Below are 14,428 nucleotides of genomic sequence, written 5' to 3'. Positions count from 1 at the left end.
TCTTAAACGCTAGAATGACGCCCAGTTTCCATTGAACAGAGAAGGACTAACGCCATGACCCTCGACGTCGTGATTCTGGCCGCCGGCCAAGGTACCCGCATGCGCTCGAAGACACCGAAGGTGCTGCACGAGCTGGCGGGCCGCTCCTTGGTTCGGCACGTCGTCGATACCGCCGCGGGACTGGAGAGCGCCAGGCTGCATGTGGTGGTCGGCCACGGTGGCGAGGCGGTGCGCGACGCGCTGTCGAACGCCGGTTCGACGCCCGACGGTCGCCAACTCGCCTTCTGCGAGCAGACCGAGCAGAAGGGCACCGGACATGCGGTAGCCCAGGCGCTGGATGGCCTCGGCGACGGCAAGGTGCTGGTGCTCTACGGTGACGTGCCGCTGATCCAGGCCAGAACCCTCGAAAGCCTGCTCGAAGGCGTCGACGAGCAGCACATGGCGCTGTTGACGGTGACGCTCGACGATCCCGCCGGCTATGGCCGCATCGTGCGCAACGACAAGGGCGCGGTTGTCGCCATCGTCGAACACAAGGACGCCGATGCCAGGCAGCGCGCCATCCGTGAATGCAACACCGGCATCATGGCGATGACGGCCGAGCAGTTGCGTCGCTGGCTGCCCGAGCTCTCCGCCGAAAACGCCCAGGGCGAGTACTACCTGACCGACGTGATCGCCATGGCCGCCGCGGATGGCGTCGAGATCAAGGCGACCCAGCCGAGCTCGCCGGTCGAAGTCGAGGGCGTCAACGATCGCCGCCAGCTGGCCGCACTGGAACGCGCCTATCAGCGTCGCCAGGCGGATCGCCTGATGGCGGCAGGGGTCAGTCTCGCGGATCCCCAGCGTTTCGATCTGCGGGGAGAGGTCACCCTCGGCCGGGACATCCGGATCGACGTCAACGTGATTCTGGAAGGGCGGGTGACGCTGGAAGACGACGTGGTCATCGGCCCCAACTGCGTGATCAAGGACAGCATCCTGCGGCGCGGCGCGGTGGTGAAGGCCAACAGCCATCTGGAAGGCGCCGAGATGGGCGAAGGCAGCGACTGCGGCCCGTTCGCCCGCCTGCGTCCCGGCACTCGTCTGGGCGCCAAGGCGCATGTGGGCAACTTCGTCGAGACCAAGAACGCCACCCTGGGCGACGGCGTCAAGGCCGGGCACCTGAGCTACCTGGGCGACGCCGAGATCGGCCGCGACACCAACATCGGCGCCGGGACGATCACCTGCAACTACGACGGCGCCAACAAGCATCGAACCGAGATCGGCGAAGCGGTCTTCGTCGGCTCCAACAGCTCGCTGGTCGCGCCGGTCACCATCGGTAATGGCGCGACCATCGCCGCGGGCTCCACGATCACTCGGGAGGTGAAAGACGATGAGCTGGCCATCGCGCGGAGCCGTCAGGTTGCCAAGCAGGGCTGGCAGCGGCCAGTGAAGACGCCGAAGAGCTGATCGACTGCCTTAACAACTTCTCATGCGCCGGCATTGCCACCCAATAGCGCCTATCGAGCGCACACTGCGAATCACTCGCCAAGCTGGGTCTTGCGACATGGATGTCGCAAGAGGCGCGTTGGGACAGGGACGTCCTTACGCGCCGACCCAAAGCGCAGGCGAGTGAGATGCAGGGTTTTGTGCGCTCGTGGCGCGAAAAAGGGGAGCGCGAGGGGCTTGCCCCTCGCATTCACGAGCAGAAGGATGGTCAATGAGCCCGCAGTGGTAAGCGCTCGGCATTGAATTTGGCTTGGTACCCAAATCAGAAGAATGGCCTCAACGCCTCATGCACTGCTGCCAGCGATCATCGACCCGCTTGGCGAACCACGCGGTGGTCAGGTTGCGGGTGATCTTGGGACTTTCCAGCTTGATACCCGGTAGCCGTGCGTAGGGGATCGGCTGGTTTTCCTGTCGGGCCGCCAGCGAATAGACCTTTTCATAGAGCTCGGTCTGCTCGAATTCGAGGGAATTCTCCTGTTCGAGTGCGTCCCGGATCTCGCCGTCGTCCATCTCCAGCTGGCGTTTCAGCGTGCGAACCGCCAGTTCGGTCTGCCCGGCCTGGCGGGAGCCGGGAATGACCAGGTCGCCATCGAGTGCCAGCGGAATGCCGGAAAGCTGGCTCACCGCGGCCTGGAATGCGGCGTTGCGGCTGGCGTACCAGCCGGCGTTGAAGTCGGCGAAACGATAGATCGGCTCGTCGTAATTCGCGGGATAGTCGAGCAGATGGGCAATCCCGAAATAGAGCCCGCCGCGCCGCGTGAACACCTCGTGACGAATCGAGCCGTCGATCGGGTATGGGTAGTTTTCGGCGTCGTTTTTGAGATAGTTCTCGGCGAAATCGACGCTGACCTGCATCGGGCCGCCGGTATGCACCGGGTTGAGGCTACCGAAGAGCTGGCGGCCCAGCGGCGCCATGCCGATGAAATCCTCGAAGATCTCGCTCATCTCCCGCTCGGTGGTGATGTGGTCGAGCCGCTCGCTGTAGGTTTCGCCGGTGGGCGACTCGAGATTCAGGCCCGCCTCGACCAGAAAGCCGGGAATATGCAGCGCGCTGGCGCGACGCTCGATCTCCTCCCGGGCGATGGTCGAAAGATTAGGCACGCTGGGGTCGGCCGTATAGGTCGACTCCTGCTCGATCACCGCCAGCACCGAGCAGAGATTGTCCCGGGTCGCGGGCAGATTCTGGGCCGAGAACGCGGCGGTAATGTCCGTCGCCCAGCCGTCGCGGTCTTCCGTGCTGGCGGGGATCAGTGAAACGAGTTCGCTTTTCACGTTCGCCGGGCGCTGCTCGAAGCCGGGCTGGGGCGCCTGGGTGCTGCAGCCGGCCAGCAGGGTGACGACGAACGCTGAGAGCCAGCGGTAGTTCGAAATCGTGATTTTTCTCATGCGCTCAGGTGCTCCACCAGCCGCTGCATCATCGCATCGCAGCGCTCGAGCTGGTCGATGGCGATGAACTCGTCCGGCTTGTGGCCCTGATCCATGCAGCCGGGGCCGCAGACCACGGTGGGAATGCCGGCTTCGTGGAACAGCCCGCCCTCGGTGCCGTAGGCGACGGTGCCGAAGTCATCGCGGCCCGACAGGGTGGCGATCAAGCGCGCCACCTCGCTTCCGGCCTCGGTGGTCAGCCCCGGGTAGGCCTGCAGCGGCTCGAACACGATATCGGTGTTCGCTTCGACGGCACGCATGCGGGGGAGCAGCTCGGTGTCGGCATAGTCGCGCATCTCGCGCTCCACCTCGCCGGCATCGAAGCCCGGCAGCGAGCGCACTTCCCAGTCGAAGCGGCACTCCGACGGTACGATGTTGAGCGCGCGGCCGCCTTCGATCACGCCGGTCTGGACGGTTGAGAAAGGCGGATAGAAGCGCTCGTCGTGATGGGCAGGATCGGCCAGCCGCTCGCCGATCTGGTTGAGCCGGACGATCATCTTCGCTGCGGTCTCGATGGCGTTGACGCCCTCCGGTGCATAGGCGGAGTGGCAGGGCGCGCCATGCACGCGACAGCGCACGCCGAGCTTGCCCTTGTGGCCCAGCACCGGCTTGAGTTCGGTGGGCTCGCCGATGATGCAGGCCAGCGGCTTGTGTGGTCTGCCTTCCAGCATCGAAATGATCGAGCGCACGCCGAGACAGCCCACTTCTTCGTCATACGAGAACGCCAGATGGATCGGCGTCTTCAGCTCCGCAGCGATGAAGCTCGGCACCGCCGCCAGCACGCAGGCGAGATAGCCTTTCATGTCGGTCGTCCCGCGTCCGTAGAGCTTGCCGTCGCGCTCGGTGATCTCGAACGCCGGAACCGTCCACGGCTGGCCGTCCACCGGCACCACGTCGGTATGGCCGGAAAGTACCACGCCGCCGCGATCGGTCGGGCCGATCGTCGCCCACAGGTTGGCCTTGCTGCCGTCTTCGTTGTGAATCAGCTCGCTGTCGACGCCGTTCTGGGCGAGATAATCATGCACGAATTCGATCAGCGCTAGGTTGGATTCGCGACTGACGGTATCGAAGCTAATGAGTTTTCCGAGGAGTTCCTGACTGGTCATGCCTGGAGACCTTTTATGGTTGTTCCCGATGGTGACCATGATGCCGAGCCTGCCCAATGGTGGCTACCTCGCCACCCCGAGTATCGCAGGACTTGACGAGTTTGCCTCAATAAGCTTTGATTCGAATCTGTTAAATTTCGAATCGAAAGATAAAGGCCGAATCTCGAAACCCGAATCATGCCCAAACGCGATACTGCCCAGCGCCGCCATGCCATTCTTGCCTACGTCAACGAACACGGGGAAACCCCGGTCGAGACGTTGGCGAGCCGCTTCGCGATCTCCGAAGTCACCGTTCGCAAGGATCTCAACACGCTGGAGCGCAGCGGCCTGCTGCTGCGCCGCTACGGCGGCGCCGCGCCGTTGCCCCAGGAGATGCTGAGCGAGCCGCTGCAGACCCTGTCACCGTACAAGCAGGCCATTGCCCAGGCGGCACGAGCACGCATTCGCGAGCACAACCGGATCATCGTCGACAGCGGCACCACCACCGCCGCGCTAATCGGCGAGCTGGGCGGCCTGCGCGGATTGGTAGTGATGACCAACTCGCTCGCCGTGGCCGGCGCGCTGCGCGAGCTGGAGTCGGAACCGGCGCTGCTGATGACCGGCGGGACCTGGGACCCGCATTCGGAATCCTTCCAGGGCCAGGTTGCCGAGCAGGTACTGCGAGCCTACGACTTCGATCAACTCTTCGTCGGCGCCGACGGCATCGACCTCGAACGCGGCACCACCACCTACAACGAACTGTTCGGCCTGACCCGCGTCATGGCCGAGGTCGCCCGCGAGGTGGTGGTGATGGTAGAGGCCGACAAGATCGGCCGCCGTATCCCCAATCTGGAACTGCCCTGGGCGCGCATCGACACGCTGGTCACCGACTGGCGAATCGACGATGACGCGGCGGTGGCCATCGAACGCCAGGACGTGACGCTGGTGGTCGCCGAATCGCCCGCCGAGCGGTAAGACAAAACGGACTCAGAAAGGAATCGACTATGTGTGGAATCGTCGCCGCGCTGGCTGCGCGCAACGTGCAGGGCATCCTGCTGGAAGGGCTCAAGCGGCTCGAATATCGCGGCTACGACAGCGCCGGCATGGCGGTGTTGAACGCCGGCGGCGAACTGGCCCGCCAGCGTGCCAAGGGCAAGGTCGCCGCGCTCGAGAAGAAGCTCGAACAGGAGGCACTGACGGGCAGGGTCGGCATCGCGCACACCCGTTGGGCGACCCACGGCAAACCGTCCGAAGTGAACGCTCACCCACATTTGGCGCGCGAGCGGCTGGCGATCGTCCACAACGGCATCATCGAGAACTTCGAGCCGCTCAAGCGCGAACTGGAAGCCGACGGCGTGGTGTTCGAATCGGAGACCGATACCGAAGTCGTCGCCCACCTGATCGACCGCGCCTTTCGACATCAGGACAGCGCCAATCAGGACGGTGGCGAAACCGGCGGTCTACTGGCGGCGGTTCAGGCGACGCTCGACAGAATCGACGGCGCCTACGCGCTGGCGGTGATGCACGCCGATGCGCCGCGGGAGATCGTCGGCGCTCGCAAGGGCAGCCCGCTGGTGGTCGGCGTGGGCATCGACGAAAACTTTCTCGCCTCCGATGCGCTGGCGCTTTTGCAGGTTACCGACCGCTTCATCTATCTGCAGGAAGGCGACGTGGTGCGCCTGTCTGATGCCCACGGCATCGAGATTTTCGCCGCCGACGGTCAGCCTGCCGAGCGTGACGTGCACACCTTCGAGCACGGCGATGCCGCTGCCAGCCGTGGCGAGTATCGTCACTTCATGCTCAAGGAAATTCACGAGCAGCCCGCCGTGATTGCCGCCACGCTGGAGGGTCGATTGAGCGGTTCCCACGTGCTCGAGAGCAGCTTCGGTGTTGGCGCCAGGGCGCTGTTCGAGCGGGTCCAGCAGGTGCATATCGTCGCCTGCGGCACCAGCTACCACGCCGGCATGGTGGCACGCTACTGGCTGGAGAAGCTGGCGGGCCTGCCGACCACGGTCGAGGTGGCGTCCGAGTATCGTTACCGCGAAGTGGTGGTGCCCGAAAACACCCTGTTCGTCACCCTTTCCCAGTCCGGCGAGACCGCAGACACGCTGGCGGCGCTGCGCTATGCCAAGAGCCACCATGAGAATGGAGGGCAGGGTTATCTCGGCTCACTGGCGATCTGCAACGTGCCCGGCAGCTCTCTGACCCGGGAATCCGATCTGTCGCTGATGACCCAGGCCGGCCCCGAGATCGGCGTCGCCTCCACCAAGGCCTTCACCACCCAGCTCATCGCCCTGATGCTACTGACGCTCTCGCTGCGCAGGCAGCGCGGCGATGAACGGGAAACGGCGCTGGTTCAGGCACTGCGCGGCCTGCCGGCGATCCTCGACAGCGCGCTCGCCATGGACGGGCCGATTGCCGACCTGTCGGAAGCCTTCGCCGAGAAGCATCACGCGCTGTTCCTGGGTCGTGGCACCCAGTTCCCGATCGCGCTGGAAGGCGCGCTCAAGCTCAAGGAAATCTCCTACATCCACGCCGAAGCGTATCCGGCCGGCGAGCTCAAGCACGGCCCGCTGGCGCTGGTCGACGCCGACATGCCGGTGGTCGCCGTCGCGCCCAACGATGAACTGCTGGAGAAGCTCAAGTCCAATCTGCAGGAAGTCCGCGCCCGGGGCGGCGAGCTGTTCGTGTTCGCCGACGAAGGTGTCGCGCTGACCGCCGCCGACAACCTGCGCGTGCTCCACGTACCGGCTGTGGATGAATTGCTCGCCCCCATCGTCTACACCATTCCGCTGCAACTGCTCTCCTACCACGTCGCCGTGCTCAAGGGCACCGACGTCGACCAGCCGCGCAATCTGGCCAAGAGCGTCACGGTGGAATAGCAAGTCACGGGGAATAGCACATCACGACGGGGCGAGGGAAATCCGTGTATGGCTGTCACAGGATGACAACCAAGATTCGTTCAGCAGGCTTGATGCCGTCGGTAATGTGATTGGCATCCCCAGGCAAGCTCATGGAGAGCGCCATGGGTAAAGTCGAGATGAATTCAATCGCTTCTGGATCAGGACGGCTCCTGACATTCCCGAGGAGCCGTCTTTTAACACCCTATGAATCATTCTCGGGATGGATCGATATCGGGCACTTCAGTGTCGATTGTCGGTATCCGTCGGCACCAGTTCATAAGCGATCTCGCCTCGGCGAACCAGTCCGGCACCATACGTATGTGAACCCGCAACCCTCGTATCTTCCTCGACCAGGCGCTCGAGAAGTTCCAATCGCGTGGCAACCGCACGCTCGGGGTCCATGTCAGGACGTACACTCCAATGGGGGTAGTGGAATTGGAGTATCGAAGAATGCATGAGATCCGCCCACATCAGCATCCGCTGACCACCATCCTCGATCATCACGCCGTTATGGCCGGGGGAATGCCCATATAAAGGCACGAATCTCAGCCCCGGTGCGATGACGGCATTATCAGGAACGACCTCTATCCGCCCTTCGTACTGCTCGAGCACCGCTTTCGTTACTTCATGGTCTCCCGCGTTGCCTTCGGGAACGTCCGATCCGGTCCAGAACTCCATTTCACTTTCACCAATATAAAGTCGCGTATTTGGATAACGGGCTTTACCTTCCGAGGTTAGAAGTCCTCCCGTATGATCCTTATGGAGATGCGTGATGATGATTCCCTCGACGTCTTCAGGCGAGTATCCCATCGATCGTAACTGTTCGGGGGCTTTTCCCCGTTCCGGGCCAGCTTCCTGGCCGCACCCTGTATCGATCAGCCACAGATGGTCTTTCCATTCGATAGCGAAGGCATGAAAGGGCTCTTTCGAGGGCCCTTCTGGCGGAAGGCCAGCTTTCTTGTAGAGGTTTCTGCCTTCTTCTGATCGCGCTCCCGGTACAAAATCTGGTGTACATGGATAATAACCATCGAGCAACCAGGTCATTTTGAATTTTCCGATCCGGGTGAACTCCGTCACTTTTGACTCCTTTGATTGATGGATATCGATATCGGTTTTTATCTGCGCTCCAATACTGAATTCGGCGTATGAACGTGAGTAAAAAGTATCGGCACGGCACAGTCCAAGCATATCGATCTGTAGCGTAGTTCAGTCGTCGAGCGATCCAATCCAGCCCAGCTCGCCGTCATCGTCAGCGAGATGCCGCCACCATAACGCTCTCCAGCGATTCTCGTGGAATATCGCGGGTGATGAAGACCAGTCGCGAGCGGCGATCTTCATCCGGCCAGGCCTCGAGCTCCACCGGTGGGTGGAAGATGTGCTGCACGCCGTGGATGACCGTAGGTCGGTCGCGGCCAGCGATATTCAGAATGCCCTTGATTCGCAGCATGTTCTCGCCCATCAGCGAGAGCATAAGATCCAGCCACGCCTCGAAGCGGGCGAAAACGATGGGTGTCTCAAGGATGAAACAATGAGCACGAATGCGGTCGTCGTGGCGATTGGGATCGGCCACGTCTGCATGTTTCGCCAGCAACGATCCGCCATCGGCCGAGCCGGCAGTGAACGAGAGCCGGGCCATCGCCGGCGGCGAAGACGATGCCAGCCAGCGTTCCAGATCGGGGCGATTGCCATCTGCGGTCGTCAACCCTAGCCCGATCATCGATTCGGCGTCGACTTCACCATGAGTAACCACTTGCTGACGTGCACCGGGGTTGATCTCGGCCAGCCTTGATTGCAACGAATCGAGCGCGATTTTCGCCGCCAGATCCGGTTTGGTAATCAGTAGCCGATCGGCAACCGCAGCCTGTTTTACCGCTTCCGGATGATGATCGAGCGTTGCCGCGCCATGAGTGGCATCGACAATGGTGACGATCCCGTCCAGCCGATACTGGCGCGCGATTTTCGGGTCGGTCATCAAGGTGTGAAGGATCGGTGCGGGATCGGCCAGCCCGGTGGTCTCGATCACAAGCCGGTCGAACTGGCGCTTGCCTTCGCGCGCATAGCGCCAGGGCGCATCGCGCAGCGTGCGGGCCAGATCGCCGCGAATCGTGCAGCAGAGGCAGCCGCTGTCCAGAGCCACGACTTCGGTCTCGTCGGTGGCGCTGAATAGTTGGTGATCGAGTCCGATCTCACCGAACTCGTTGATGATGACCAGCGTGCGATCCATCGCCGGCTGGCGGACAAGTCGATTGAGCAGCGTCGTCTTGCCGCTACCGAGAAAGCCTGTCAGCAGGGTAACGGGGATTAGCGATCTGGGCGTGGCGGGCATGGAATCTCTTCCGAGCAAAATTTGTTATAAGATAACAAAATTGCCGCCCATAAACGATGACCGCGCACGCGCGAAGCGGCAATACCGACACGTCAAAGGCGAGCCGGTGTCTAGATTTTGCCTGCCGTCGACCACACCGCTCCGGTCAGTTCACACGAAACTGTCCACAGCCGATCTTCCACTGCCTGATCCCTGGCTGCCTTGCTGCGGAAGGCGCGTTTGGGTGCGCCGCGGGTTTCGCTGAAGCCGTCCGGGCCGAAGTAGTCACCGGGGCGCACATCGCCTCCGAGCGCGGCGTGAAGTGTGGGCTTGGCACCTTCGGTGGCGGATTGGCTGAGCAGCGGCATTACCAGCTTGAAGACCTGGCCGGCCAGGGCGCGGCTCTTCACGCCAGCATCGAACAGCGCGGTGCGCGAAAGCCCGGGATGCGCGGCGACGCTGAGAATGCCCCAACCATGGCGGTCGCTCTGCTTCTGCAGCGCCTGGGCGAACAGCAGCATGGCGAGCTTGGATTGCCGATAGGCGCGCCACGGGTCGTAGTGCGTGTCGGTTTTGGCGTCAGAACCGAGATCGTCGAAATCGATCCTGCCGCTGCGATGAGCGAGGCTGGAAAGCTGGACGACGCGTGGCGCTCGGCCGTGGCGGGAAGAGGCCACCAGCAGCGGCAGCAACAGGCTTGTCAGCAGAAAGTGGCCGAGATAGTTGACGCCGAACTGGCGCTCGAAGCCGTCTTCGGTACGCTCCAGCTTCGGCGGCGCCATGATGCCGGCATTGTTGATCAGCCGTTCCAGCGTGGTTTCGCTTTCCCGCAGTCGAGCCGCGAACTGACGCACGGACTCGAGACTATCGAGATCGAGCAGCTCGAAGCGAACGGCGGCACCGGACCGATGCTGGCGAACCGCGTGACAGGCGAGCTTGCCCTTGTCGGGGTGGCGGCCGGCGATGACGACCCGATATCCCGCGCTTGCCAGACCCTTGGCGGTTTCCAGGCCGAGGCCGGCGGTGGCGCCAGTGACAATGGCCAGCGGCGGCGATTCAGCGTCACTCATGGAACCTCTCATCAACGTTTGCTCACCAAGCCTTTTATCAAGCTTGTCATCAAGCTCTTCACCCAGGCCTCTCATCGGTCTTCTCATGACTCTTATTCCCGCCCCCCGTCTGCCTCGGCTGGCCAGGGCAACTGCCGGCGGCGGATCGCGATGAAGAGAAGCTGTTCATCGAAGCGGTCCACCCAGGATAGCGGATAAAGACAAAACAGCCAGATTATTAATTGAAATTAAATATTATCACCAATCGTGGTTTTTACTTTTATATATATAGTCTATGCGGCTTTATCTTCAATCGGGTTACATTCGACATTAATAATTTAATTGACGTCGAGTCGGTGGGGGCTACTTTGAGAATACGCGTTTCCAATGCGTCAAAGGTTAAAATGTTATTTAACTTTGATCAAATCAGGGAGTCACCTGTCATGGCCAATTCAGAAGAGCAGACGAACCCTCGCACGGCATCCGGTGTTTCCTTGTCGGGCAGCGAGCCGGGTGCCACGACGGGTTCCGCCGATCGTTCGCCGCAGGGTGACATGCGCGACAAAGGTCGCGAAACGGCTGACGAGATCCGGCAGACGGCGCAGCACAAGGCCGAGGGCGTCTTCGACCAGCAGAAGGGTGTCGCCGCCGATCAGGCGAAGAGCCTGTCTTCAGCCTTCCGCAAGATGGCGCAGGAGCTGGACGATCAGAATCAGGGCTATCTGTCCGGTTACGCCAAGCGCATGGCCGACTGTACCGATACCGCCTCCGAGCGCTTGCGGGACCAGGACATGAACGGGCTGATGGGGCAGGTGCGGGACTACAGCCGCCAGCAGCCGGCACTCTTCATGGGGGGCGCGGTCGCGGCGGGGTTCGTGCTGGCGCGGTTTCTGAACAGCTCCCAGAAGCGTGACGAGACGCCATCGCCGCAAGGCAGCGGAAACACCACGTCGGCGAGCATGTCCTCCACGACCGACTCGAGACATTCGAGCGATCGTGCCGACAAAGGGCTTTATTGATTATCGAATGGATACTTCGACTCATTGCAGCGTCTTTTAACGCAACCGAAAGTAATCCTGAAGTTGGCGGGCAGCCGATATTTCTCGCCAGCGGTTTTCACTGATGGATAACCATTGAGCGTGATTCGCAGGAAGCGGCTGTTGGAAGTGCTTCATTTGGAAGCACTCATTGAAAGTGATCCATTGGATGCGCTCCTTGAATGAGCGCACGCAGATCAATTCGACACGCCTTGATTCCTTCAAAAGCCAGGGAGGCTAAGTATGGATACTGATAATCGTAATTCGGGAGAAAGCGGCTCGTTCGGCTCGCTGATTTCCAGCCTGACGCACGAAGTGACGGCGCTCGTCCGCGATGAGGTCGAACTCGCCAAGGCGGAAATGCGGGAGAAGATGTCGCAGGTAACGACGAGCGTCACCTCGATGGCGGTAGCGGGCGGCGTATTGTTGAGCGGCTTTCTCGTCCTGCTGGCCGCGGCCGTGTTCGGGCTGGATACCTTCCTGCAACGGCCCTGGCTTTCCGCGCTGATCGTCGGTGCCATCGTGGTCGTCATCGGCTTCATCATGCTGCAGAGCGCCAAGAAGAAGTTGAAGAGCGCCAATCTGGCACCCAACCGCACCATGGCCAGTTTCAGGAAGGATCAGGACATGGCGAAGAAGCATGAAGGTCAGGTCAAGGAGGAGTTGAAATGAGCGACCAACACGAACAGCGCAAACCCGAAGAGATCGAATCCGACATCAAGCAGCATCGCGAACGTCTCGACGACACGCTGGGACAGATGGAAGAGCGTTTCTCTCCCGAGAAGCTGGTCAACAGCGCCTTCGACTATGTTCGCCACGGAGGCGCCAACGAGTTCGTTTCCAACCTGAGCGGCACGATCAAGAGCAACCCGACGCCGTTTCTCGTCACGAGCATCGGGCTCGGCTGGCTCTTCTGGTCCCAGCGCAACGGCGGCCAGCACGCCTCGTCATCGAACATCCCCAACCGGCGTTACGATCCCTACGCGACATCGACGGCCGGCGAAGCGATGGCGGCCGACGACCTGACATCCGGCATGCCGAACGGCACCCAGGGCACCGATCAGTCTTACGCCCATACCCAGCCCCACACCTCGGGGCACACCGCTGGTGCTGGCGGAAAGGCGCGCCATATGTCGGATAGCGTGAAGGATCGAACCCACGCCATGTCCCACGGGCTGCACGACCAGGCCTCGCGCTTCGGTCATGGCTCCCGTGACGCCATGCATGGCGCTTCCGACCGCGCGCAGAGCTTCAGTCACCAGACTGCGGAGTTCGTCAGGGATCATCCGGTGATGGCCGGTGCGATCGGCATCGCCATTGGTGCCGCGCTGGGCGGGATTCTGCCGTCGACCCGTACCGAGGATCAGCGCCTCGGCGGGCTGCGCGACAAGGCCATCGACCGCGCCTCGCGAGAGGGCGAGCGTTACGCCGACGAAGCGCGTGGCAAGATCCACGAGAAGACCGAGCACCAGAGCGGCGCCGGCCAGGATTCGCGCCAGGGTGGCACGGGCTCACACGAGACGGGCTCGCACAAGACGGCCTCGCACGGAGCGGGTTCGCCCGGATCGAACTCTCATGAAGCGGGCTCGTACGAGACGTCCGGATCCCGCGGCACCCTGGGTTCGGCGGCGACCGGCATGCCCGGCGTCACCGCGGAGGAGATCGACAAGGGGCAGACCGCCGTGCCGCCCACGGCCACGACGCCCGGCTCCGCGAAAGAAGCCACCGATTCGAATCCTCGCCCCACGCCCCTCAAGGGCGGCGGAATGCACAGCGACGATCCGCGTTCGGACGGCAACGACCGTTGATGCACGAGTTCGACACGTCTCGATAGGGTGGGCCTTCGCGCCCGAATCGAAGCGATGAAGCGCGAATTCGCCGGTAGAACCAGAACCGGGAGCCCATTGGCTCCCGGTTTTTCGCGATCTCGAGGCCGGCAAATCCGCGCCGGGCTCAGTCCGTTTTCGGCATCAATACCCACATCTCGCCGCGCTGCTTCATCCGGCTGGCGGCTTCCCCGGCGGCATCGCCGTGGCCCCAGTAGAAGTCCGCCCTGACCGCTCCTTTCACCGCGCTGCCGGTGTCCTGCGCCACCATCAGCCGCTGCAGCGGCTGGTTGGAGAGTGGCTGCGTGGTGGAAAGAAACACCGGCGCGCCCAGCGGGATCTCGTCGGGGTCGACCGCGATGCTGCGCTCGGAAGTCAGCGGCACGCCCAGCGCCCCCACCGGGCCGCTGGTATCGGCCAGCGCCTCGCCGCCCTTGAGCTCGCGGAAGAACACCATGCGCGGGTTGACGTTGAGCATCTCCTCGACCTCGCCCGGATGGCGGCGCGCCCAGTCCCGCACACCGGGCAGCGTGGCCTGGGCCGGGGTAATCTCGCCCCGGTCGATCAGGCGTTTGGCGAACGATTTGAACGGCTGGTTGTTGGTGCCCGCATAGGCCACGCGCATGGTGGTGCCATCGGTCAGCTCCACCCGGCCGGAGCCCTGAATCTGCAGGTAGGCCGCTTCCACCGGATCATCGACCCACACCAGCTCCGTGCCGTCGAGATCGCCGCTGCGCATCAGCTCGGCGCGGGTGGGGCCAACGTGGGTGTGCTTCTTCCAGTACTTCGGATACTGATAGAGCGGCGTCTGGTACGGCCCGCCACGCGCGCGGGAACCGCGCAGGATCGGCTCGTAGTAGCCGGTGATCAGCCCGGTGGCGCTGCCGTCGCTGTTGGTGACGCGATAGGGCACGAAGCGGGACTCGAAGAAGTTCTGGATCGCCTTGGCATTGAGCGGGTCGACCGATCTGGCGTCTTCACAGACCCCTTTCCATAGCGGTTTGCGTTTCAGCCGCGAACAGCTTTCCTGGAATGCGCTCCACGCCGCCATCGGCTGGTCACGGCTCCAGCCCGGCAGGTTGTGCCAGTTGGTCTTGCGCGCCGGCTGCTCCACCCGCGCCTCCGGACTGCCGCTCGGGGCGGTGGTCACCACCGGGCCGCTGGAGCAGCCGGCCACGAGCACGGCGAAAAAGAGACAAGCCAGCAGCGAAGGGAAGTGGCGTGATGACGCGAACGGGCGCGGAACGCTGGAGAGCATGCAGATTCGATCCTTGAACACGATGCAGTCGGAAAGGTGGACAAACCGTCGATAAAAA

12 protein-coding genes are annotated in these 14,428 nt (G+C 62.6%); 6 read left to right on the top strand and 6 right to left on the bottom strand.

Going from position 1 to position 14,428, the window contains the following annotated elements; translation table 11 throughout:
• Positions 1 to 54: 54 nt before the first annotated feature.
• On the top strand, positions 55 to 1,443 hold the full coding sequence (gene glmU / locus R5R73_RS19035) for a bifunctional UDP-N-acetylglucosamine diphosphorylase/glucosamine-1-phosphate N-acetyltransferase GlmU (RefSeq protein WP_322528393.1): 1,389 nt from the start codon (positions 55 to 57) through the stop codon (positions 1,441 to 1,443).
• 315 nt (positions 1,444 to 1,758) lie between these two features.
• On the opposite strand, the gene R5R73_RS19030 is transcribed toward glmU, so the two are convergent.
• Together R5R73_RS19030 and argE are read right to left on the bottom strand one after the other, a co-directional pair.
• Entirely contained in the window at positions 1,759 to 2,868 is a 1,110-nt protein-coding gene (locus tag R5R73_RS19030; RefSeq protein WP_322528392.1) for a DUF1615 domain-containing protein, read from the bottom strand.
• Positions 2,865 to 4,013: an acetylornithine deacetylase gene (gene argE, locus R5R73_RS19025; protein WP_322528391.1), complete on the bottom strand. Its 1,149-nt coding sequence runs from the start codon at positions 4,011 to 4,013 to the stop codon at positions 2,865 to 2,867. Before argE ends, R5R73_RS19030 begins: the two co-directional genes overlap by 4 nt.
• Before the next feature lie 177 nt (positions 4,014 to 4,190).
• Between argE and R5R73_RS19020 the strand changes: the two genes are divergently transcribed.
• Positions 4,191 to 4,967, top strand: coding sequence for a DeoR/GlpR family DNA-binding transcription regulator (locus R5R73_RS19020; RefSeq protein ID WP_071232483.1), 777 nt, complete (start codon positions 4,191 to 4,193; stop codon positions 4,965 to 4,967).
• Positions 4,968 to 4,996: 29 nt separating this feature from the next.
• On the top strand, positions 4,997 to 6,874 hold the full coding sequence (gene glmS, locus R5R73_RS19015) for a glutamine--fructose-6-phosphate transaminase (isomerizing) (RefSeq protein ID WP_322528390.1): 1,878 nt from the start codon (positions 4,997 to 4,999) through the stop codon (positions 6,872 to 6,874).
• Between the two features lie 261 nt (positions 6,875 to 7,135).
• Here glmS and R5R73_RS19010 read toward each other — a convergent pair whose 3' ends face one another.
• From R5R73_RS19010 to R5R73_RS19000, 3 genes are all read right to left on the bottom strand, one after another.
• Entirely contained in the window at positions 7,136 to 7,972 is an 837-nt protein-coding gene (locus tag R5R73_RS19010) for an MBL fold metallo-hydrolase (RefSeq protein ID WP_322528389.1), read from the bottom strand.
• Between the two features lie 172 nt (positions 7,973 to 8,144).
• Positions 8,145 to 9,221 carry a GTP-binding protein gene (locus R5R73_RS19005; RefSeq protein ID WP_322528388.1) on the bottom strand — a complete coding sequence of 359 codons (1,077 nt, stop codon included), beginning with the start codon at positions 9,219 to 9,221 and terminating at the stop codon, positions 8,145 to 8,147.
• 110 nt (positions 9,222 to 9,331) lie between these two features.
• Positions 9,332 to 10,270 carry an oxidoreductase gene (locus R5R73_RS19000; protein ID WP_110636381.1) on the bottom strand — a complete coding sequence of 313 codons (939 nt, stop codon included), beginning with the start codon at positions 10,268 to 10,270 and terminating at the stop codon, positions 9,332 to 9,334.
• A gap of 422 nt (positions 10,271 to 10,692) precedes the next feature.
• Here R5R73_RS19000 and R5R73_RS18995 point away from each other — a divergent pair, with 422 nt between their 5' ends.
• The 3 genes from R5R73_RS18995 (at position 10,693) to R5R73_RS18985 (ending at position 13,094) form a co-directional block, all read left to right on the top strand.
• Positions 10,693 to 11,268, top strand: a complete 576-nt coding sequence (locus R5R73_RS18995) for a hypothetical protein (protein WP_322528387.1) — start codon at positions 10,693 to 10,695, stop codon at positions 11,266 to 11,268.
• Positions 11,269 to 11,529: 261 nt separating this feature from the next.
• Positions 11,530 to 11,958: a phage holin family protein gene (locus R5R73_RS18990; RefSeq protein ID WP_322528386.1), complete on the top strand. Its 429-nt coding sequence runs from the start codon at positions 11,530 to 11,532 to the stop codon at positions 11,956 to 11,958.
• Positions 11,955 to 13,094 (top strand): DUF3618 domain-containing protein, encoded by a 1,140-nt coding sequence (locus tag R5R73_RS18985; RefSeq protein ID WP_322528385.1) that lies wholly within the window; start codon positions 11,955 to 11,957, stop codon positions 13,092 to 13,094. The genes R5R73_RS18990 and R5R73_RS18985 overlap by 4 nt, the downstream gene beginning before the upstream one ends.
• Before the next feature lie 145 nt (positions 13,095 to 13,239).
• Here R5R73_RS18985 and R5R73_RS18980 read toward each other — a convergent pair whose 3' ends face one another.
• A complete protein-coding gene (locus R5R73_RS18980) occupies positions 13,240 to 14,370 on the bottom strand; it encodes a murein transglycosylase A (protein WP_322528384.1) in 1,131 nt (376 codons plus the stop codon).
• Between the last annotated feature and the right edge of the window lie 58 nt (positions 14,371 to 14,428).

The organism is Salinicola sp. LHM (assembly GCF_034479735.1).
Lineage (GTDB): Bacteria > Pseudomonadota > Gammaproteobacteria > Pseudomonadales > Halomonadaceae > Salinicola > Salinicola salarius.
This window is presented reverse-complemented; position numbering and strand designations above follow the sequence as displayed.

Coding starts and splice junctions, on each gene's coding strand:
- glmU (WP_322528393.1), top strand. CDS start 55: ATGACCCTCGACGTCGTGATTCTGGCCGCCGGCCAAGGTACCCGCATG.
- R5R73_RS19030 (WP_322528392.1), bottom strand. CDS start 2,868: ATGAGAAAAATCACGATTTCGAACTACCGCTGGCTCTCAGCGTTCGTC.
- argE (WP_322528391.1), bottom strand. CDS start 4,013: ATGACCAGTCAGGAACTCCTCGGAAAACTCATTAGCTTCGATACCGTC.
- R5R73_RS19020 (WP_071232483.1), top strand. CDS start 4,191: ATGCCCAAACGCGATACTGCCCAGCGCCGCCATGCCATTCTTGCCTAC.
- glmS (WP_322528390.1), top strand. CDS start 4,997: ATGTGTGGAATCGTCGCCGCGCTGGCTGCGCGCAACGTGCAGGGCATC.
- R5R73_RS19005 (WP_322528388.1), bottom strand. CDS start 9,221: ATGCCCGCCACGCCCAGATCGCTAATCCCCGTTACCCTGCTGACAGGC.
- R5R73_RS19000 (WP_110636381.1), bottom strand. CDS start 10,270: ATGAGTGACGCTGAATCGCCGCCGCTGGCCATTGTCACTGGCGCCACC.
- R5R73_RS18995 (WP_322528387.1), top strand. CDS start 10,693: ATGGCCAATTCAGAAGAGCAGACGAACCCTCGCACGGCATCCGGTGTT.
- R5R73_RS18990 (WP_322528386.1), top strand. CDS start 11,530: ATGGATACTGATAATCGTAATTCGGGAGAAAGCGGCTCGTTCGGCTCG.
- R5R73_RS18985 (WP_322528385.1), top strand. CDS start 11,955: ATGAGCGACCAACACGAACAGCGCAAACCCGAAGAGATCGAATCCGAC.
- R5R73_RS18980 (WP_322528384.1), bottom strand. CDS start 14,370: ATGCTCTCCAGCGTTCCGCGCCCGTTCGCGTCATCACGCCACTTCCCT.